The following is a 20,682-nucleotide window of genomic DNA, read 5'->3' on the forward strand; positions in this document are numbered from 1 at the left end:
CAATCACGACCCACCGACACGAAGGGCCGTGCCCCGATCCGGCGGCCCGGGGGCGGCAGCCGACCCGTCCCTTTCGAAACCGGGGCCTTCGATGCGGCATAGTGGTTCACGTGCCCGAGTTGAATCTGCATACGTTCGGACCCGCAGACGGTCCCGAAATCCTCGCCGTTCACGGTGTGACCGGCCACGGTGCCCGTTGGTGGGACCTCGCCGAGAATCACCTGCCCGAGGCCCGCGTTCTGGCTCCCGATCTGATCGGCCACGGCCGTTCTCCGTCCGTTCCACCGTGGGACATCGACGCTCAGGTCACCGCACTGAAGGCCGTGCTCGACGCCCATGCGCGCGGTCCGGTCGTGGTGCTCGGACATTCGTACGGCGGCGCGTTGGCCGTGCATCTCGCACAGCGGTTCCCGGAGGTGGTGCGCGCGCTGGTGCTGCTCGATCCTGCGATTGCCTTGCCGCCGGAGGAGCTGCTCGAGGTCGCCGAGGCCACTGCGAAGTCCCCCGATTACACCGACGCCGACGAGGCGCGTTCGGAGAAGATCCACGGGGCTTGGGCGGACGTGCCCACCGAGTTGCTCGACCGCGAGGTCGCCGATCACCTGGTCCCTGCCGACGGCGGGAAGGTCGCGTGGCGAATGTCGATTCCGGCCATCGTTGCGACTTGGGGCGAGCTCGCTCGTCCGATCGTGGTGCCCGCCGAGAGCGTCCCGACCATCGTGGTGCGGGCCATGCGCGTCGAACCTCCTTATGTGACCGAAGAATTCGTGTCCGCGCTAAGAGACAAGCTCGGCGAGAACCTGCGCACCGTCGAACTCGACTGCGATCACATGGTCGGCCAGGCCAAGCCGGCCGACGTGGCCGAGCTGGTGCGATCCCTGCTGTAGATGGCTCCGATCACCGAGGCGCAGGTGGAACGGGTGCGCGCGTTGGTCGCGTCAATTCCCGTCGGTTCCGTTGCCACCTACGGGGACATCGCAGCGGCGGCCGACCTGTCCAGCCCCCGCATCGTCGGGTGGATCATGCGGACCGACTCCGCCGATCTGCCGTGGCATCGTGTCCTGGGTGCTAGCGGAAAGCCTGCGGCGCATCTGGCGACGAGACAACTCGAGACGCTGCGCGGTGAAGGTGTCGAGATCCGCGACGGGCGAGTGTCGCTGAAGTCCGTTCGCTTCGACTTCGGGGCGCTCCCCCAGCCTCCGACGTCGACCACTAATCTCGAAGGATGAACATCGGAGATCGGCTCGGGCAGTTCGATCCACGCCCTACGGCGAAGTTCGCCCTGTCCAAGGCGAGCACTTTCGTCGCCGCGGCCGGCCTGGTGATCGACGAGGTCTCGGGCACGCGGGTAGCGGGGCACATCGAGTTGACCGAGGAACATTTCACGCCCTGGGGCGTCGTGCACGGTGGGGTCTATACCAGCGCTGTGGAAAGCGCCGCGAGCATCGGTGCGAGTGAGGCGGTCAAGGATCGCGGCGAGTTCGCGGTCGGAGTGCACAACGGAACCGATTTACTGCGCGCCAGCAAAGGCGGACGGGTGGATGTTCTCGCGGAACCGTTGCAGCAGGGCCGCGTTCAGCAACTCTGGCTGGTCACGATCACCGCGACCGACAGCGGTAAGACCATCGCGCGCGGCCAGGTTCGACTGCAGAACGTGCCGCTGCCGACGTGATGGGATCGCACCGGTGAGCGGCTCGTCGACCGAGCCGATCTGCGACGCCATCGTGCTCGCGGGTGGTCGCGGATCGCGAATGGCAGGCCTTGCCGGCTCGCCATCTGCAGAAGTCGACAAGCCCGCGCTCACCGTCGGCGGACGACGACTGGTCGACATTGCAGTGTCGGCCGTCTCGGACTGTCGCCGAACGGTACTGGTGGGCCCCACACGCGACGCAGTACCGGGTTCGGTCGTGCAGACCCGAGAGTCCCCCGCCGGCGGCGGCCCGGTGGCAGCTCTGGCCGCCGGGCTCGAAACACTGGACGGCACAGCCGATCTGGTGGCAGTCGTCGCGTCGGACATACCGCTGCTGAATGCTTCTGCGGTGCAGTCTCTGATCGATCACTTCGACCGAGTCGAGACCGACGCAGTGTTCGCGGCCGACGCCACCGGTCGCATCCAGTTCCTGCTCGGAGTCTGGCGCTACAGCGCGCTGCGCTCGGCGGTGGCGGCGCTCGATACCGTCGAGGGCGCCCCGATGCGCGCACTCGTACCGAACGAGCACCGCGTCGTCACGGTTGCCGATATCGAGGACTGCGATACCCCTGCCGATCTGGTAGCCGCGCGCGCCGCAGCCGCGTCGAGATCGGAGGACGTACTCGACATCGACGCCGCGCACGAACGAATTCGACAGCGAGTAGCCGCCCTCCCTGTTCATCGAATTCCGTTGCAGGACACGGCGGGGACCGTGCTCGCGCAACCGTTGGTGGCGGCAACGGCACTGCCTGCGGTCGATATCTCCGCGATGGACGGATTTGCCGTGAGCGGACCCCCTCCGTGGACGCTGCGGCCCGATATCGCCTACGCCGGGACGTCCGGCATCGCGCGACTCGCCGACGGCAGCGCGGTACGCATCGCGACCGGCGCAGCGCTTCCTCCCGGTGCCACTGCGGTCGTTCGCGACGAACACGCGGTCACGACACCGGCCGGCGTCGTAGAACGCGCACCGACGGCGACGTCGGGAGACGACACGCGTCGCCGCGGCGAGGACTGGCTTCCCGGAACGGAGTTGGTTGCCTCGGGTACCGCGATCGACACTGCTGTTCGGTCACTCGCCGCGAGCGCGGAGGTGACCGAACTCGACGTGCGGGGGCCGGTTCGCGCACGAATTGTGATCAGCGGAAACGAGATTCGGGTATCGGGTCCACTGGCACCCGGGGAGACCAGGGATGTACTCGGATCGGCGCTGCCGGAGTATCTGGCGCACTGTGGAATCGCCGTCGTGGACGCACTGCTGCTCGACGACACGGCGACCGCGTTCGCCGACCTCTTGGGAAGTACCGAGAACATCGACCTCGTGGTCGTGGTCGGAGCCACCGGAGGAGGTGCCGCCGATCAGCTACGCTCCACGCTCGCCGCCCTCGGTGCCGAAACCGTCGTCGGGCGAGTGCGCGTGCGACCCGGCGGATCCCAGATCACCGCGACCCTGCCCGACGGTACGGTTGTCCTCGGCCTCCCCGGAAATCCGCTCGCGGCAGTGAGCACGGCGCTGCTGACCGCACCGGCGATCGTCGACGCGCTCACCGCTCGCATTCCGCGTTCACCGCGAACGGGGTTGTTGTCCAATGCATCCGAGGTTCGAGCCCCGATCCCTCGAATCGTTCCCGTGGTGGCCGACGGTACCCGCTGGCGAGCCGACGTCAAGGTCCGGACAGCTCATCTGGCGCACCTCGTCGGCCGTGATGCTCTCGCCGTGATACCCGCCGACGTCAGCGACGACGAGCCGGTGACAATTCTTCCGTTACCGTACTGAATTCCGAACCGGCCAGCAGCCGAACACCCTCGTGGTACCGCTCGACGACGAGATCGACGATGGCCGGATGCACCCCGAGCGGCGCACCGACGCCGTCGGCTCCCACGTCGGCCAGCCGATTGTGGAAGAGCCCACGAGCCAGCAGATAGCTCGCCACGAACACTCGATCGTGCGCGGCTTCCCGCAGTCCGGACACCGCCTGCGCGACGGTCGGCGTACTGGTGGCCACGTATCCGATCTTCACCGGTGCCCGAGCGGCGTCCGCGAGCATGGCCGCCGCGATCCGATGTTCCTGCAACGCACGAGGATCGGACGATCCTGCGGCCGCGAGCACGATGCTCTGGCCGGCTCGCCAGCCGGCGTCCCGGAGCCGATCGACCATCACTCGCGCGAGCACCGGGTCCGGCCCGAGGGCACGGGTGACGGCGACCGACGAGTGCGCACTGTCCGTGATCTCGCGCGGCACGTCGGTGTGGACGTGATAACCCGATGCCAGAAATGCCGGAACGACGACCGCCGATTCCGGAGTGTCGCGCAGCACCTCGGACGGGGACGGTCCCAGCACGTCGACGAAGGCGACACGCGTAGTACCGATCTGCTTCGAGACGGCGTCGGCAAGCGCGGCGACCATCTCCACACCGCGCGGGTTTCGAGTGCCGTGTGCGACCAACACCAAGGTGGGTTCCATCAGTACTTACTCCCCTCGCTCACGGCAACAGCCCCCGCGGGTTCGTGTGCATCACAGTCGGATTCGGTCTCGATATAGTCCAACGCGATACGGTAGCCGCGTTTGACCACGGTCTGGATCGCCTTGGGTGCCCCCAGTGAGGAACGGAGTCGGGTCATGGCGGTCTCCACCGCGTGGGTATCGCCACCCCCTCCGGGCAACGAGGCCAACAGGTCTTCACGGGAGACCACGCGCCCCGGATTACGACTCAGCGTCTTCATCAGCGCCATCCCGGCCGGGGACACGGGCCGCACCTCCCCGTCGACCACCACACACCGTCCCCGAACACTGACCACATGCCCGCCTGCGTGCAGGCGACCGGTTCTCCTGGGCAGCTCCTCGGCGATGTGACGGGCGAGCGCGCCGAGCCGCGCACGCGCAGGCGCAGTGGTGGCAACCGACAGCTGTTCGAGCGGGGCTGCGGTGACCGGCCCCACGCACACCGGAAGCACTCGCGTACGCATCGACTGCAGCAGAGGCTCGAGTACGCCGTTCTCGTCGGCACGCATCAGCATCGACGCGACCGCCGGTGCCGAGGTGAAGCTGATGGCGTCGAGATCACCGACGACGACCGATTCGATCATGCGATCCATCGGACTCTGATCGTCGGGTGCCGTCCAACGGTAGACGGGCACCGGCACCACTTCGGCTCCGGCGCAACGCAGTACCTCGCAGAAATCCGGAACCGGCTCCCACTCGGTGGTCGCGCCGTGAAGTTGTACCGCTATGCGTTTGCCCTCGACGCCCTCGGCGAGCAGATGTTCGAGCACTTCGGCGGACGACTCGGAGGCAGGCGACCATTCTTCACGTAGATCCGCCGCGCGAATGGCACCGGTAGCCTTCGGACCGCGCGCCAACAGTCGCGACGCACCCAGAGCACGACCGAGTTCTTCGGCTCGCCCCCAACCGTCGGCGGCCTCGATCCAGCCACGAAAACCGATTCCCGTGGTGGCGACGGTGATCTCGGGTGGTGCAGCGATGATCGCCGCGGTGACGCGTTCCAACTCTGCGTCGTCGGCGAGCGGGATTATTCTGATCGCAGGCGCGTGCATCACGCTGGCCCCACGCCGCTCGAGCAAAGTCGCGAACTCCTCGGCGCGACGCGACGCCGTCACCCCGACGGTGAACCCGGCCAGAGGCATGTCCGCCCCGGCATTTTCGGTCACGTAGATCCGCCGCGGACGAGCACGACACCCTCGACCGTGGCGACCTCGAACGAGCCGAGCGAGACCTCCGCATCGTCGAGGCAACGTCCGTCGACGAGAGAGAACACCTGCTTGAGCAGCGGAGACGCGACGGTGGGCTCGCCGCCGCGGTCGCCGACCAGACCACGTGACATCACTGCAGCGCGGCCGTAGGGATCGATGTTGCCGACCGCGAACAGCCGTCCGTCGTCGAGTAAGAACAGTGCCGCCTGGGTGCCGCCGCGCAGCAGCACCGCCACCCCGCGACCCGGGATGAGAGCATCGAGGGTGCAGGCCGGGGTCCAGTCTCGCGAAAGATCGTTCGGTACCGAAGTATGTGAATCGATGACAGTCATGGCGTACCTCCTGGTCAGCTATTTGACGCTGCCCGTGTTTCTTGGCCGTTAAGCGGCGATTACCCACCTGTGCACATGCGCTCAGGTTCGTGACCTGTCGGTTGTCAGGAACCCGTCACTCGAGCACGTCACGCGCCGATGCGCGGCATCCCCATCAGCACGGGCACCTTGCGTGCGCCGGACTCGTCGAACGCGATGGTCGGATCGGCCTCGGCCGGAGCGTTGACGAAGGACACGAACCGTCCGAGCTTCTCCTCGTCCTCGAGCACCCCTGCCCATTCGTCCTTGTAGCCGGCGACGTGGCGTGCCATGTCTGCCTCGAGTTCTGCGCCGATGCCCAGGCTGTCCTCGCAGACGACGGCTTTGAGGTGGTCCAATCCCCCATCGAGCGATTCCAGCCACGGTGCGGTGCGTTGCAGGCGGTCCGCGGTGCGGACGTAGAACATCAGATAGCGGTCGATGTAGCTGACGAGTGTGGCGTCGTCGAGGTTGGACGCGAGCAACTGGGCGTGCTTGGGCGACTGGCCACCGTTGCCGCCCACGTAGAGATTCCAGCCACCTTCGGTGGCAATGATGCCGACGTCCTTGCCGCGGGCTTCGGCGCACTCACGTGCGCAGCCCGACACTCCGAACTTGATCTTGTGCGGCGAGCGCAGTCCGCGGTACCGGTTCTCGAGGTCGACGGCCATTCCCACCGAGTCCTGAACACCGTAGCGGCACCAGCTGGACCCGACGCAGCTCTTGACCGTACGCAGCGACTTTCCGTACGCCTGACCCGATTCCATGCCTGCGTCGACGAGCCGCTTCCAGATTTCGGGAAGCTGTTCGACGCGGGCACCGAACATGTCGATGCGTTGCCCGCCGGTCACCTTGGTGTACAGCCCGAAGTCGCGGGCGACCTCACCGATGACGATCAACTGCTCGGGCGTGCACTCCCCTCCCGGCATCCGAGGCACCACCGAATAGGTGCCGTTCTTCTGGATGTTGGCCAGGAAGTGGTCGTTGGTGTCCTGCAACGACGCCAGTTCACCGTCGAGAATGTGATCCGACGAGGTGGACGCGAGAATCGAGGCCACGACGGGCTTGCAGATGTCGCAGCCGGCACCCGATCCGTACTTGGCGATCAACGACGAGAAAGTTCGGGTGTTCGTCGCCCGCACGATCTCGAACAACTCGGCCCTCGACTGAGAGAAGTGCTCGCACAACGACTTCGACAGCACCACTCCCGATGCCGCCAGCAGCGATTTGATCGACGGCAAGCATCCTCCACAGGTGGTGCCTGCCGTGGTGCAGCTCTTCACCGCGGCCAGATCGCACGCACCGTCGGAGATAGCCGAGCAGATCGCACCCTTCGTCACACCGTTGCACGAGCAGATCTCGGCGTCGTCGGGAAGCGCTCCGATGCCGACCTGCTCGGCCGCCGGAGAGATCAGCGAACCCGGATCGCCCGGCAATTCGCGTCCGACGAGCGGCCGGAGCAACGAGTACGCCGATGCGTCGCCGACGAGGATGCCGCCGAGCAACGTCTTGGCGTCGTCGGTGACGACGAGCTTGGCGTAGGTGCCCTTGGGTGCGTCGCTGAAGACCACCTCGAGCGCACCCGGAGTTGCGGCCATCGCGTCACCGAAGCTCGCCACATCGACGCCCATGAGCTTGAGCTTGGTCGACATGTCCGCTCCGGGGAATTCCGCTGCGCCGCCGAGCAATCGGTCGGCCACCACCTCGGCCGTCGAATATCCGGGCGCGACGAGTCCGTAGCATCGGCCTTCGACCGCAGCACATTCGCCGATGGCGTAGACGTCGGGATCGGATGTGGTGCAGCCGATGTCGACCAGAATACCGCCGCGCTCGCCGACGTCGAGGCCGCTTTCGCGAGCCAGCCGGTCCTGCGGTCGTACCCCCGCGGAGAACACCAGCAGCGCCGCGTCGATCGTATCGCCGTTGCTCAGCTCGACCGTCAATCCGGCGCTGTCGTTCTCGGTGATCGACGACGTGCCCACTCCCACATGCACGTTCAACCCCAGATCGGTGACGAGGCGGGCCAGTAGCGCACCGCCGCCTTCGTCCACCTGAAGCGGCATCAATCGCGGCGCGAACTCGATGACGTGCGGCGTCATGCCCATCTTCTTCAACGCGTTCGCCGCTTCGAGGCCGAGCAGGCCGCCACCGACGACCACGCCCACGGCTCCCGGTCCAGCGGCGTCGGCGCGTGCACGGATCCTGTCCAGGTCGTCGAGGGTGCGGTAGACGAAGCACGCGGGCAGGTCGTGTCCGGCGATCGGCGGGACGAACGGGTAGGAGCCGGTGGCGAGGACCAGCGCGTCGTATTCCACGGTGTCGCCGGCCGAGGTGACGACGGTTCGGTGGTCACGGTCGACGCGTTCGGCCCGCACCCCGGTACGCATCTCGACGAGGGAGTCGCCCGGATAGTCGTTGCCCGCCAACGCAAGTTCCTTGTGGTCCCAGGCACCGACGTAGGACGACAGACCCACCCGGTCGTACGCAGGCAGAGCTTCCTCGCACAGGATCGTGATCTTCCACTCGGCACCCTCGTCGCGCGCCCGCAGCGCCTCGACGAACCTGTGCCCTACCATTCCGTGCCCTACCACTACCGCGTTCTTCATTGCGGGTCCTTCCGATTTCGTTGCCGTGCAGAGTGTTTTGAGTGCGCCTACACCGAGCGTCAGACGGCTACCGGTGCGTCGGCGTCGGCGGAATTTGTCCTGCGCAGGTAGATCGCCCACGTGACGATCGCGCAGACCACGTAGAAGCCGAGAAACACCCAGAACGCTGTGGTTGCCGACTTCGCACTACCGGAGTACGACGCCCGCAGCACCAAGTTGATGGCGACACCGCCGAGTGCGCCGATGGCACCGGCGATCCCGATCAGTGCGCCGGACATCTTGCGGGACCAGTGCTGCTGTTCCTCGACCGTCATGCCCTGCAGTGCAACAGATTTCGCAGCGAAGATCGCGGGAATCATCTTGTACACCGACCCGTTGCCGAGGCCCGAGAGCAAGAAGAGTGCGATGAATCCGATGACGAAGAGGACCATCACAGTGCCGCTGGCCGCCCCGGGCGTCGAGTCGTCCCAGGTGCTGGCCGCTACCAGAATTCCGGTGGAGAACGTCATGGCCACGAACGTGTACAGGGTGATCTTTCCGCCGCCGATCTTGTCGGCGAGCTTGCCGCCGAACGGACGCGACAGCGACCCCAGCAGTGGCCCGAGGAACGCGATCTGTGCAGCGTGCAGCGAGGCCTGGGCCTGCTGAGCCGCCGTGGCGGGTGCCCCGTCGGTCAATCCGGCCAGGAAGTTGATCTGGAGTACCTGCCCGAATGCGAAGCTGAAGCCGATGAACGATCCGAACGTACCGATGTAGAGGAAGGCGATCCACCATGCGTCGGAGAACTTCAACACGTCGATCATGGAGCGGCCGTTGGTCTTCTGGTTGTCGAGGTTGTCCATGTACAGCGCGGCACCGACGGCGGCGATCGCGATGAACACCAGGTACACGGCGCAGACGATCTCGGGTGCGGTGTTGCCGATGGTAGCGATGACCAGCAGACCGATGAGCTGGATGACCGGTACGCCGATGTTGCCTCCGCCGGCGTTCAGTCCGAGGGCCCATCCCTTTTCGCGCTGCGGATAGAAGGCGTTGATGTTCGTCATCGACGAGGCGAAGTTACCGCCGCCGACTCCGGCGAACGCCGCCACGATGATGTACGTGGTGTACGAGGCCGGGTTCAACATGAAGTACATCGTCAACAGCGTGGGAATCAACAACACCAGAGCGCTGAAGATGGTCCAGTTGCGCCCGCCGAATTTCGCCGTGGCGAACGTGTACGGAATACGCAGGACAGCACCGACGAGAGTGGGGACTGCCACCAGGAAGAATTTGCCCGCGGCATCGATGCCGTAAACCGACAACGGCATGAACAGCACCATCACCGACCAGATCGACCAGATCGAGAAGCCGACGTGTTCGGCGACGACCGACCAGATCAGGTTTCGTTTGGCGATCTGCTTACCGCCGCCTTCCCACGCCTGCACGTCCTCGGAATTCCAATGCGCGATCCGGTGATTCACCGAGACGGGAACGGTCCCGGGCGGAACGGGTGCGGTGGCAGCAGAGCCGGTTTCGGCTGAAGCGCTGCGAGAAAGGCTGGTCACGTATGGCCTCCTGGTTCGGTGAGTGACACCAAGATAGGAAAGCCATGTTGCAGCGGCGCTGCGTGCGGTGACCCGCTGATTAACTCGTTCTCACCCGCTCGTCGGCGCGTACGTGAGATCGAACGCGTCGACGAGCCGGGTCACCAGGAGTCTTCGAGCATCCGAGGTCGACAGCACAGATAGCCGCCGACCAGCAGAATCACAACGCATCCGGTGAGCAGCGTCAGCGGCAATCCCCAACCGCCGGACACGGTGTGCAGGAAGCCGAACAGTATCGGTCCGGTGGCCGACACCACGTAGCCCAGCCCCTGGGTGAAGCCCGAGAGCGAGGATGAGCCCACCGCGGTGCGGGTCCTGAGATTGATCAGCGTCAGCGACATCGGAAAGGTCATCGTGCCGAGGCCGATCAGGCACACCCAGATCACCGTTCCGGCGGCAGGCGAGAAGTGCAAGCCGGAGAACCCACAGAGGTAGCACACCGCGGCGACCAGGACGAGGCCGAACGGATTTCGCAGTTTTGCGCAGAGGGTCGGCGTGGCCAGCGACGTGACCAGGCCCATCGCTCCGAACGCGGCGACCGAGGCTCCGGCCAACCCCTCGCCGATACCCGAGTCGATCAACAGCGTCGGCAGCCACGTCAACATCGAATACGTGATCAGCGACGTCATCGCGAACATCATCACCATTCCCCACGCGAGCGAGGATCGATGGATGCGGCCGCCGGATCGGGTGTGCACGGCCGCCGAACCGGCCTCGGCAGAGACGTCCTTCTCGTCGCGACCACGTCGGGCGATCACGACACCGAGCCACGGCAATGCTGCGGCAACACCGACGATCGCCCAGACCCCGATGGAGAGCCGCCACCCGTGGGCATCGGCGACCGGAACCGCGAGCAGCGGCGGAATCATGGTGCTGATCTGGAGTGCACAGATGTAGATGGTGCTGACCACTGCGAGTCGATCCGAGAAGTACCGCTTGACCAGAGGTGGGATGACGACGTTTCCGATACCCATGCCGGCGAGGGCGATCGCGGACAGCGCCAGCAACGACGCCGTGTTCGGCGCGAATGCCCGGGTGGCCATCCCGATCGTGGTCAACGCCATGGCGAGCAGGGCGGCGCGCTCGAGACCGGTGCGCTTGGCGAGAAGCGGTGTCGCCAACCCGAACACGGCGAACATCGCCGGTGGCAGCATCCCGACGACGCCGATGACGGCATCCCCGAACTGCAGATCCGTTGCGATCCTGCCGAACAGAGGGCTGATGGACGTCACGGCGGCGCGCAGCGTCAGCGCAGAAAGAACGATGGCGGCGAACACCAGCAGTCGGCCGCGAACGAGTGATGTACCGGTCTGGGTGGTCTCGGAAACGGTAGGCGCACTCACCGCGTAATCATAGGATGACCGGATCATCGGGTGCAACGCAGTATCATCGTCGGCGCAGCACCCCGAGCACTGCACCGCCCCCAGAACGAGGAGCCTCCGTGCGCCAGGTCCACCGATCGAGCCTGATCACCCAGGTCACTGCAGCCCTGCGCGACGAGATCACGTCGAAACGATGGCCGGTCGGCAGCAGAATTCCCACCGAACCGGAGCTGTGCGAGATGACCGGCACCGGGCGAAACACGGTTCGTGAGGCCGTTCAGGCACTCGTCCACGCCGGCATGGTCGAGCGACGGCAGGGGTCGGGAACGTTCGTCATGACCTGCTCGGACCTCGGCGGCACCCTGGGCAAGTACTTCTCGGACGCCCGTTATCGCGACGTCACCGAGCTCCGGGAAACTCTCGAGGTGACCGCAGCAGCATTGGCTGCGGATCGACGCGACGAGCACGACATCCGAGAGATGAACGACGCCCTCGAGAACCGCAATGTCGCCTGGTCGAGCGGCGACGTGCCGTTGGCCGACGCCGTACGAATCGACGCGCGCCTGCATCGGAGCATCGTCGCCGCCAGCCACAACGCGATCTACCTGGAGTTCTACGACTCGTTGCTACCGGTGATCCACGAGACGATCAGAGAACACGCCACCGCTCACGACGACGACTACGTCGCCGAGCACACAGCCCTCGTCGACGCGATCGTGGACGGTGATTCGGCCCGGGCAATCGCCTCCGCCCGGTCGCTGTTCCGCGAACTCTCCGCCGCTCCGGGCCACGCGCCCGAACCTACAGAATGAGACGCACCAGATCTGCCGTGCGCGCGAGGCCGGGAAATGCCTCCGACGTCGACCGCGGATGAAGTGCGTGCACAGCCAGACGAAACATCAACGCGCGCAACAGCATCTGCGGCCATTCCGGTAGATCGTCCCACCGGCCCACCAGACCGTCGTCGGCGTCTCCCCACGAGAGCGCGTCCACCACGGCGACGCCGGCAGCCCACGACGCCGGACGCCAGTACGGGGTGATATCGCTGATCCCCGGAGCATCGCTGCCGGAGAACAACACCGTCCCGAACAGGTCGCCGTGTACCAATTGGTCCGGCGATTCGACGGGCTTACGCAGTGTCGCAAGCTGTTTGACCAATTCGAGGCTGCTCTTGCCGTCACTCGACGACGGCTCCGGCGCACCCGCACCGCGAGCGGTCCGTAGCGGAACGGCCTCCCAGGCGGCCCGGTCGGCCGCGACGAACACGTCGACGTCGGCCCACGGGGCGACGGGTGGCTGCACCAAGAAGCGGGGACGTTCCAACTGCGCGGTCGCTGCGTGCAACCGCATGGACAACGAGACCACTTCGTCGTGGCGAGGCTCGGGTTCGCCTGCGACGAACGTATCTGCACGCCAACCGGACACGACGTATCGACCATCGGTCGAGCGCACCGGTCGAGCGAGGCGCACACCGTCCACAGTCAGTGTTTCTCGCACCTTCGCAGACCAGGCTGCGCGAGCGTGATCGGCGACGGGCGAGAGCACGACGTCACCCAGACGCCACCCTCCGTCCCAGTCCGCACCCAGTGGCGCAGGTTCGACATCGCGCAGCCCGAACGTAGAGATCACGTGCTGAGGAGGTTCGACAGAGCTCACGAACGCCACGGTACCGCCGATCGGGCAGAGCTCTGCGGACGACGCGCGCATGCGGCCCAGCCGCCACGTCAGTAGATGGGCAGGCCGGGCTCGATCTGCTTGGCCCACTCCACGATTCCGCCGTCGAGATGGGTTGCGTCGGTGAAACCGGCACCGACGAGAGCGTCGAGAACCTCCGCGGACCTGATGCCGGTTTTGCAGTACAGAACGATCGGTACCTGCTGTGGCAGTTCGGCCAACGCCGCCCCGGACAGAATTCGCCCGCGCGGTATCAGCCGAGCGCCCTCGATCCGCACGATGTCCCACTCCACCGGCTCACGCACGTCGATCAAGGCGACCTCGCGTCCGGAATCCAACATCGCCCGTAGCTGCTCGGGGCTGATCGAGGCGTCGTCGGATTCGACGGCCGGCACCACCCCGCAGAAGGCGTCGTAATCGATCAGTTCCGTGATCGGGGTTCGGTGCGGATCACGGGCCAGTCCGACGGTTCGGTAGCTCATGGCCAACGCGTCGTAGATCATCAGCCGTCCCAGCAGCGTCTCGCCTATTCCGGTGATCAACTTGATGGCTTCCGTCACCATCACCGACCCGATCGAGGCGCAGAGCACGCCCAGGACGCCACCCTCGGCGCAAGAGGGCACCATTCCCGGCGGCGGAGCCTCGGGGTACAGATCTCGATAGTTGATCCCGACGCCGCCCGGAGCTGCATCCCAGAACACCGAGACCTGCCCCTCGAACCGGTAGATCGAACCCCACACGTACGGGATACCGACCAGTGCGGCCGCGTCGTTGACGAGGTATCGGGTGGCGAAGTTGTCGGTGCCGTCGAGAACGAGATCGTAATCGCCGAAGATATCGATCGCGTTGGACGAGTCGAGGCGGACCCTGTGCAGCACCACCGTGACGCCGTCGTTGAGTTCGAGGATCGAGTCCCGTGCGCTGTCGGCCTTCGGTCGTCCGACGTCGGACCGCCCATGGATGACTTGTCGCTGGAGGTTGGACAGCTCGACGTCGTCGAATTCCACGATGCCCAGAGTTCCGATGCCGGCGGCCGCGAGGTACAGCAGCGCAGGCGAACCCAGTCCGCCGGCTCCGACCACGAGCACGCGGGCGTTCCGCAACCGCTTCTGGCCGTCCGTTCCGACGTCCGGAATGATCAGGTGACGGCTGTACCTGGCAACCTCCTCGGAGGTCAGTTCACCGGTGGCTTCGACCAGTGGCGGTAGGTGGACCACGCTCAGCGACTCTCCTCGACTCGACGGGGCGACCACATAACTGCGTTCGCCGCCTTCGAATCTAATCCGCGATTGCTCACCCGCGTGGATAGGGCCACGGGTTGAACCGGCAGGTCTTGCCGTCCATGGGCACGACGCCCTCGGGGTCGAGCCGCGCGATGTCGTCGTTGGCCGTTCCGAACGTCTGCTGCATCATCACCGGTGCCAGCCCGCCGTCGGTTTCGCACGGCTGATGCTGCTGGTAGCCGATGGCGTGCCCGACCTCGTGGTTGATCTGATATTGACGGTACGAACCGATGTCTCCCTGGAAGGAGATCGCTCCGCGTACCCATCTGGGTTCGTTGAGCACGACCCGTTCGATGCCGGGGTTGTAGCAGGACACCTCGAGTTGGATGTCGTATCCACACGCCTGCCGAATGGACATCTGCGACGTCAGGGAAATCCGGAAATCCGGGTCACCCTGATCGATACGGCGGAACGCGAAACGCGGGTCGTTGGTCCAGCTCTTGGGGTTGGCCAACGTCTGATCCACCAGACGGCCGAACGACTCGTCGCCGCCGAAACCGACGGTGTCCACACCGTCCTCGACCTCGACGGTGTAGGTGAACACCCGCTCGGTTCCCTGGCCGACCTGCTCGGTGCTCCCGGCGACGGTGTGCCAGGTGCCTGCCCCCTGCACCGCGAACGGTCCACCGTCGGGCAGCTCACCGGACGAGATCGTTTCCGCGAAATTGCCGTCGGCCTGCGGCGGGACCCCGATGATTCCGGTTCCGGACGTATCGGAGCTCAGCGTGCCGAACCCTGGGTCCTGCGAGGTGCCCTGAGAGGCGGTGCCGACAACCGGGTCACCGGCCCGAACGGCATCGACGACCACGAGCGCGGTGACGGCGATCAGAATCGGTACCGCGTACGCCCGCCAGCCGTAGGTGGCGGCGAACTTTCCCAACTTGGTCTGTTTACGCACGTCACGCTCGGGGCGGCGACTGCGGTCCTTGACCTCGCGCTGCGTCGGGTCCCACTGCGCGCGCAAGGGCTGATGCGACCCACGACCACCCACGCCTCGTGGAAGATCGTCCGACCGCTCGTCGAACCCGCCGGACTGCACACCGCCGCGAATTCGCGGCTCGCCTCGGTCAGTCACTCGCTCACGATCTCACAATCCTGCTCGCTCGCCGCTCGGCACGCCGATACCGGGGACGGATCTATCGGGCTCTCGGTACGACAAACATCGTACAAACAAACCATCCGATGTGATTCGAGATCGACCGTTTCCGACAAGGATCCCCCAGGATCCCAGCGGTGCCGACGGCCACGAGTATCGTTGCCCGTGATCTGCGCTACGAGCGGTCCGAACCGAAGGCCACCCGCCGAAAGTTCACGCCGGACCGCACGTTGTCGAACCAAGACGAGCGCAGCTGTCGACGCGATGGGAACATATTTGATGACAGATCTCGACGACCGGAGGTCCTCCGACCGTCCGGCCACCACCGGCAACCGCCGCAGCGCCAGGCTGCCGCGTGATGCCCGTCGGGCGCAACTGCTGGCTGCTGCGAGCGAAATCTTCGTAACCCGCGGCTATCACGCGTCGGGAATGGACGAGATCGCCGAATGCGCCGGAGTCAGCAAGCCGGTTCTCTACCAGCACTTCCCCGGCAAACTCGAGCTGTACCTGGCGGTACTGCAGAGCTACGTCGACACCCTCATCGCCGGGGTTCGTCAGGCTCTGCGTTCGACGACGGACAACAAGCAACGCGTCCGCGCCGCGGTTCTGGCGTTCTACGATTTCGTCGACACCGACACCCAGGGTTTCCGTCTGGTCTTCGAGTCGGATCTGATGGGTGACCCTCAGGTCAACGCCCGCGTGGAGCAGGCGACCGAAGCATGCGTCGACGCCGTCTTCGACCTGGTCGCCCACGATTCCGGACTCGATCCGTACCGAGCACGAGTGCTGGCCGTCGGCCTAGTCGGTGCCAGCCAGTTCACCGCGCGCTACTGGCTCGAAGCAGATCGGCCGATCTCCAAGGAAGACGCCGTCGACACCACGGTCTCACTGGCCTGGGGCGGCTTGTCGCACGTTCCGCTGCAGTCTCCGTAACCAGCCGGTCGGGCATCCCTCCCACATACGCCACACGCCCCTCGTTCGAGTAGAACGAGGGGCGTGTGGTGTTACCGGCCGTCTCAGGTGGTTGCGAACCCGACCTTGCGAGGATCGGACGGGCCGATCTCGACGTACGACACCTTGGCGGTCTGGATCAAGAACTTGCGTCCCTTCTCGTCCTCCAACGACAGCACTCCGTCCTTACCTGCGAAGGCGGTCGATACGAGCGCTTCGACCTCGGCCGGGGACTGCGCACTGTTCACGACGAGCTCACGGGAACTCTCCGACACACCGATCTTGACCTCCACGGTCAACCTCCGAACTCTCGACAACTGACGCTGTTCTCGCCAGGCTAGTGCAGCCCGCGTGCCGCAGCCGCTTCCAGGCCTGTGCTGTCAGCGAACACCGGCGGGGACCCGCCCCGCCCGGTGCCCGATCGAGCCGATCAGTCCAACCCGAGCGAGGACATCCGTTCGGCATGCTGCTCCTGCATGCGATCGAACAGAGCGACGACCCCGTTGAGGTCGCCCGACGCGGTGATGACGAGATCGGTCAGCGACTCGCGCTGCGCGAGCACGAACTGGGCCTGCGTGATCGCCTCGCCGAGCAGTCGACGCCCCCACAACATCAGGCGTGCCTTGTCCTGGGAGCTCGCCCGGACCCGTTCGGACACCTCGTGGACGACGAACTCCGAGTGCCCGGTCTCGGCAAGGACATCGCGGACGATCTCCGCGACGTCGGGGGCGAGGCTGTGCGCGATCTGCCGGTAGAAATCAGCGGCGATTCCGTCACCCACGTATGCCTTGACCAACGACTCCAACCAGGTCGACGGCGTGGTGGAGGCGTGGTACTCGTCCAGAGCCCGCACGAACGGATCCATCGACGAATACACGTCGAGGCCACGGTTGGACAAAGCCTGTTCCAACGTCTCGAAGTGACTCATCTCGGCGGCGGCCATACTCGCCAGCGCCACCCGGCCTTCCATGGACGGAGCCATTCGAGCGTCCTCCGCCAACCGGTAGAACGCAGAGATCTCGCCGTAGGCGAGCACGGCGAACAAGTCGGGAACGCCCGGGTGATCGTGTGCGATCGCGGGCTCCCCTCTGTCCGGATCGCTCGACCCGACGAGGGCGGTGGATGCAACTGCGGGCGACGACGACTCCGACGAATGGGCTCCCATTCCACGAATCGTAGACCCGTGTCCGACGCCCCGTCGCGGGGCGCGTCACACCTGCCGCGACCCGTCGACCGTGGAGAATCGGGCCGGGCAAGCTACCATGGTGTCGATCGTTGCTCGCGGACCTGTCACACGGACCGAAAGCCGATGCGGCGATCATCGATAATGTGTGCGCACCTGATCCGGGTCGCCTCTAGAGCTTCGCCGCAGCGAACGTCACAGTTCGCGGCCGCGCTGAGGCTGACGGCGACATCACATCGGATTGAGGGCATCGACTTCGGCCGGCAATAGGCCTGTGCCCTTCCTTGTGCGTACGTTCGACCACGAGGAAGGCCAGTCCCCTGAGCAAGATAGTCGTAGACCAAGAATCCGAGACCGGCGACACCACCCTGTCGGCCCAACTGGACGACACGCATGTGCCACCGACGTTCGCCGAGTTGAACGTCGACGCCGACATCGTTCGCGCACTTGCCGACATGGGTATCGAGCGCACCTTCGCCATCCAGGAGCTCACTCTTCCGCTGGCCATCGCGGGCGACGACCTCATCGGGCAGGCCAGGACCGGAATGGGCAAGACCTTCGGTTTCGGCGTGCCCCTTCTGCATCGTCTCGCCACGGAGAATTCCGGAACGACCCCGCTCGACGGCACGCCACGCGCGCTGATCATCGTGCCGACCCGTGAGCTGTGTGTTCAGGTCAGCTCCGACCTCGAGAATGCATCGAAGTACCTCAGCGGCGCGAACGGCCCGGTGAAGGTTCTTTCCATCTACGGCGGTCGCCCGTACGAAGCTCAGATCAGCGCGCTCCAGAACGGCGTCGACGTCGTCGTCGGCACCCCCGGCCGTCTACTCGACCTCGCCAAGCAGAACCACCTGATCCTCGGCAAGGTCGGCGTCCTGGTTCTCGACGAGGCCGACGAGATGCTCGACCTCGGGTTCCTTCCCGACATCGAACGCATCCTGGGCATGGTCCCCGACAAGCGTCAGACGATGCTGTTCTCCGCGACGATGCCCGGCCCGATCATCACGCTGGCGCGCACGTTCCTGACGCAGCCGACGCACATCCGGGCCGAAGAGGCTGAGTCCTCCGCCGTGCACGATCGCACCGCCCAGCACGTCTACCGGGCGCATGCACTCGACAAGGTCGAGATGGTCGCCAAGGTCCTCAAGGCGGAAGGCCGCGGCGCGACGATGGTGTTCACCCGCACCAAGCGCACCGCGCAGAAGGTCTCCGACGAGCTCGCCGAGCGTGGCTACTCGGTCGGCGCGGTCCACGGAGATCTCGGGCAGGTCCAACGCGAGAAGGCTCTCAAGGCGTTCCGCACCGGCAAGATCGACGTGCTGATCGCCACCGACGTCGCGGCCCGGGGTATCGACATCGACGACGTCACCCACGTCATCAACTACCAGTGCCCCGAGGACGAGAAGACCTACGTCCACCGCATCGGCCGTACCGGCCGTGCAGGGCGCACCGGTATCGCCGTCACCCTCGTCGACTGGGACGATATCCCGCGCTGGCAGCTGATCGACAAGGCCCTGAATCTGGGTATGCCGGATCCGGTCGAGACCTACTCGAGCTCGCCGCATCTGTTCGCCGAGCTCGATATCCCCACCGATGCGACCGGCACCGTACGCAAGGCGGCACCCGCGCGAGCCGCGGAGCAGGCCGCTGACAAGGCCCCCGACACCGAGTCCGCAGCACCGTCGGCAGAGGCGTCCGCACCGAGCAAGCCGCGCCGCTCACGCAGCCGCCGTCGCACCCGCGCGGGACAGGACGGGGACCAGGCCTCGACCTCGACCGACTCGGTCAACGCCTCCGCATCGACCGCGAATCCTGTTGCAGCACAGTCGGATTCGACCGATTCGTCGACACCGGAAGCGTCGACCAAGACCGCTCCTCGTCGCCGACGCCGTCGCCGCACGAGCGGATCGTCCGCCGAGACCGGGCCGTCGACGGCGAGCGCGTCGGAGTAATCTCCAGCCGTGCTGGCTCCAGAACGTAGGTCGAGAACCGATCTCGTCGTCGCGGCAGTCATCGCGGTGACGGTGGTCGTGGCCGCGAGCGTCGCCTGGCTCACGGGTGACGCTCGGGGCACCACCTCTGTCACGGCCGACAATCCACTCGCGCCGTCCGAGGCGGCCGCCTCCGTGCCCGCCGCCCTGTCCGAGTTGTGGCGGGCACCGAGTTCGGCGACGGATTCGGCGCATACGCCGGTTCCGGTCGTGACCGGTTCGGCAGTCGTGACCGCCGATGGCGGTTCGGTCGTCGGCCACGACCCCCGTTCCGGCGACCCGGCGTGGTCGTACTCGCGAGACCTACCCCTGTGCTCGGTGATCGCCTCCTGGAACACTGCCGTCTCGGTCTACCGCGACGACCGCGGTTGCTCGCAGGTGACCACGCTCGACGGATCGACCGGCGTCCGCACAGCACAGCGCACGTCCGACGCAGACGACTCGGTGTACCTCTCTTCCGACGGCACCTACGTGACCTCGCGAGGTGACACTCGGATGGAACTGTGGCGCTCGGACATGGTGCGCACACTCGAATACGGGCGCGTCGATGCTCCGGTCAACCCGGGTACTCAGCCGAGAACCGGATGCACGCTCCTGTCCACCACGTCGTCCAATTCGCGGACGGCAGTGCTCGAACAGTGCCCGGGTGAGCCGGCCGCACGACTGTCTCTGCTCAACCCTGCCCCCAAGGATGCGAGCGAACCCGAGGAGTACGGATCCTCGGTGGTCCCGGATCTCGTCACCTCGGGGCAGGAGCCGACATCCGGACGCGTGCTGGCTCTGACGGGAAGCCTTGTCGCGCTGTATGTTCCGTCCGCAAAGGGTGTCCCTGCGCGCATCGCGCTCTACGACGACACCGCCACGGCCGTCTCCGAGTTCGCTCTCCCCGCGGGCCTCGGCCCAGCATCCGCACCGCCCGCCTCGCCGGCAGCGAAACAGGGTTCGGTGTTCACCTGGTTCACCGGCTCGGGAGTCCAGGCACTGAACTCCACCGACCTGACTCCGGCGTGGTCCATGCCCGGGGCCCTCGGCAGCGGTGCCGTCATGGCCGGCAGGCTACTGGTTCCCGTGCCCGACGCGATCGCGGTGGTCGAGCTCGCCACCGGCACGGTGATTGCCGAGATTCCGATCGATCGCGGCGACTACGACGGACCGGTGCAGACCTCCGTGATCGGCGATGTCGTCGTCGAGCAGCGCGGTTCCGACCTGGTCGCGCTGGGTTGATCGAGGACGGCCGA

The 20,682-nt window shown here is 66.0% G+C and carries 19 protein-coding genes; 8 read left to right on the forward strand and 11 right to left on the reverse strand.

Features of this window, described 5'->3' with window-relative positions; translation table 11 throughout:
• Window positions 1-110: 110 nt before the first annotated feature.
• The 4 genes from VF34_RS19255 to VF34_RS19270 are packed head-to-tail and all read left to right on the forward strand — an operon-like array spanning window position 111 to window position 3,467.
• Window positions 111-887, forward strand: coding sequence for an alpha/beta hydrolase (locus tag VF34_RS19255; RefSeq protein ID WP_032372875.1), 777 nt, complete (start codon window positions 111-113; stop codon window positions 885-887).
• Window positions 888-1,229, forward strand: coding sequence for an MGMT family protein (locus tag VF34_RS19260; protein ID WP_027496546.1), 342 nt, complete (start codon window positions 888-890; stop codon window positions 1,227-1,229).
• The gene (locus tag VF34_RS19265; protein ID WP_230595126.1) at window positions 1,226-1,672 is read left to right on the forward strand and encodes a PaaI family thioesterase; all 447 of its coding nucleotides are present in this window, start codon (window positions 1,226-1,228) and stop codon (window positions 1,670-1,672) included. Before VF34_RS19260 ends, VF34_RS19265 begins: the two co-directional genes overlap by 4 nt.
• Before the next feature lie 13 nt (window positions 1,673-1,685).
• Window positions 1,686-3,467: an NTP transferase domain-containing protein gene (locus tag VF34_RS19270; RefSeq protein ID WP_268987790.1), complete on the forward strand. Its 1,782-nt coding sequence runs from the start codon at window positions 1,686-1,688 to the stop codon at window positions 3,465-3,467.
• On the opposite strand, the gene VF34_RS19275 is transcribed toward VF34_RS19270, so the two are convergent.
• The 6 genes from VF34_RS19275 to VF34_RS19300 form a co-directional block, all read right to left on the reverse strand.
• On the reverse strand, window positions 3,424-4,158 hold the full coding sequence (locus tag VF34_RS19275) for a sirohydrochlorin chelatase (RefSeq protein ID WP_080733166.1): 735 nt from the start codon (window positions 4,156-4,158) through the stop codon (window positions 3,424-3,426). The two genes, VF34_RS19270 and VF34_RS19275, sit on opposite strands and share 44 nt — an antisense overlap.
• Window positions 4,155-5,336: a uroporphyrinogen-III synthase gene (locus tag VF34_RS19280; RefSeq protein WP_045841967.1), complete on the reverse strand. Its 1,182-nt coding sequence runs from the start codon at window positions 5,334-5,336 to the stop codon at window positions 4,155-4,157. The genes VF34_RS19275 and VF34_RS19280 overlap by 4 nt, the downstream gene beginning before the upstream one ends.
• A 20-nt stretch (window positions 5,337-5,356) precedes the next feature.
• Window positions 5,357-5,734 carry a nitrite reductase small subunit NirD gene (nirD, locus tag VF34_RS19285; protein ID WP_027496542.1) on the reverse strand — a complete coding sequence of 126 codons (378 nt, stop codon included), beginning with the start codon at window positions 5,732-5,734 and terminating at the stop codon, window positions 5,357-5,359.
• 128 nt (window positions 5,735-5,862) lie between these two features.
• Window positions 5,863-8,358 carry a nitrite reductase large subunit NirB gene (nirB, locus tag VF34_RS19290; protein ID WP_032366317.1) on the reverse strand — a complete coding sequence of 832 codons (2,496 nt, stop codon included), beginning with the start codon at window positions 8,356-8,358 and terminating at the stop codon, window positions 5,863-5,865.
• A gap of 59 nt (window positions 8,359-8,417) precedes the next feature.
• Window positions 8,418-9,821, reverse strand: coding sequence for a nitrate/nitrite transporter (locus VF34_RS19295; RefSeq protein WP_032372878.1), 1,404 nt, complete (start codon window positions 9,819-9,821; stop codon window positions 8,418-8,420).
• 224 nt (window positions 9,822-10,045) lie between these two features.
• Complete coding sequence (locus VF34_RS19300) at window positions 10,046-11,287, reverse strand: MFS transporter (RefSeq protein WP_027496539.1); 1,242 nt, start codon at window positions 11,285-11,287, stop codon at window positions 10,046-10,048.
• Between the two features lie 98 nt (window positions 11,288-11,385).
• On the opposite strand from VF34_RS19300, the gene VF34_RS19305 reads away from it, so the two are divergent.
• Entirely contained in the window at window positions 11,386-12,078 is a 693-nt protein-coding gene (locus VF34_RS19305) for a FadR/GntR family transcriptional regulator (protein WP_032372686.1), read from the forward strand.
• Here the strand turns inward: VF34_RS19305 and VF34_RS19310 are convergent.
• The 3 genes from VF34_RS19310 to VF34_RS19320 all read right to left on the reverse strand — a co-directional run bounded on the left by VF34_RS19310 (window position 12,068) and on the right by VF34_RS19320 (window position 15,262).
• A complete protein-coding gene (locus VF34_RS19310) occupies window positions 12,068-12,922 on the reverse strand; it encodes a TIGR02569 family protein (RefSeq protein WP_027496537.1) in 855 nt (284 codons plus the stop codon). The genes VF34_RS19305 and VF34_RS19310 overlap by 11 nt on opposite strands.
• Before the next feature lie 68 nt (window positions 12,923-12,990).
• Window positions 12,991-14,157: an adenylyltransferase/sulfurtransferase MoeZ gene (gene moeZ, locus VF34_RS19315; RefSeq protein WP_080732074.1), complete on the reverse strand. Its 1,167-nt coding sequence runs from the start codon at window positions 14,155-14,157 to the stop codon at window positions 12,991-12,993.
• A gap of 76 nt (window positions 14,158-14,233) precedes the next feature.
• The gene (locus VF34_RS19320) at window positions 14,234-15,262 is read right to left on the reverse strand and encodes a DUF3152 domain-containing protein (protein ID WP_370878773.1); all 1,029 of its coding nucleotides are present in this window, start codon (window positions 15,260-15,262) and stop codon (window positions 14,234-14,236) included.
• 336 nt (window positions 15,263-15,598) lie between these two features.
• Between VF34_RS19320 and VF34_RS19325 the strand changes: the two genes are divergently transcribed.
• Window positions 15,599-16,252: an HTH-type transcriptional activator FasR gene (locus tag VF34_RS19325; protein ID WP_027496534.1), complete on the forward strand. Its 654-nt coding sequence runs from the start codon at window positions 15,599-15,601 to the stop codon at window positions 16,250-16,252.
• A gap of 83 nt (window positions 16,253-16,335) precedes the next feature.
• On the opposite strand, the gene VF34_RS19330 is transcribed toward VF34_RS19325, so the two are convergent.
• Entirely contained in the window at window positions 16,336-16,563 is a 228-nt protein-coding gene (locus VF34_RS19330) for a DUF3107 domain-containing protein (protein ID WP_027496533.1), read from the reverse strand.
• 137 nt (window positions 16,564-16,700) lie between these two features.
• On the reverse strand, window positions 16,701-17,435 hold the full coding sequence (locus VF34_RS19335; RefSeq protein WP_032366312.1) for a ferritin-like fold-containing protein: 735 nt from the start codon (window positions 17,433-17,435) through the stop codon (window positions 16,701-16,703).
• Window positions 17,436-17,848: 413 nt separating this feature from the next.
• Here VF34_RS19335 and VF34_RS19340 point away from each other — a divergent pair, with 413 nt between their 5' ends.
• Window positions 17,849-19,405, forward strand: a complete 1,557-nt coding sequence (locus VF34_RS19340; RefSeq protein WP_230595127.1) for a DEAD/DEAH box helicase — start codon at window positions 17,849-17,851, stop codon at window positions 19,403-19,405.
• Window positions 19,406-19,414: 9 nt separating this feature from the next.
• A complete protein-coding gene (locus tag VF34_RS19345; protein WP_032372688.1) occupies window positions 19,415-20,668 on the forward strand; it encodes an Rv3212 family protein in 1,254 nt (417 codons plus the stop codon).
• Window positions 20,669-20,682 lie beyond the last annotated feature (14 nt).

Source organism: Rhodococcus sp. PML026, from assembly GCF_000963615.1.
Lineage (GTDB): Bacteria > Actinomycetota > Actinomycetes > Mycobacteriales > Mycobacteriaceae > Rhodococcoides > Rhodococcoides fascians.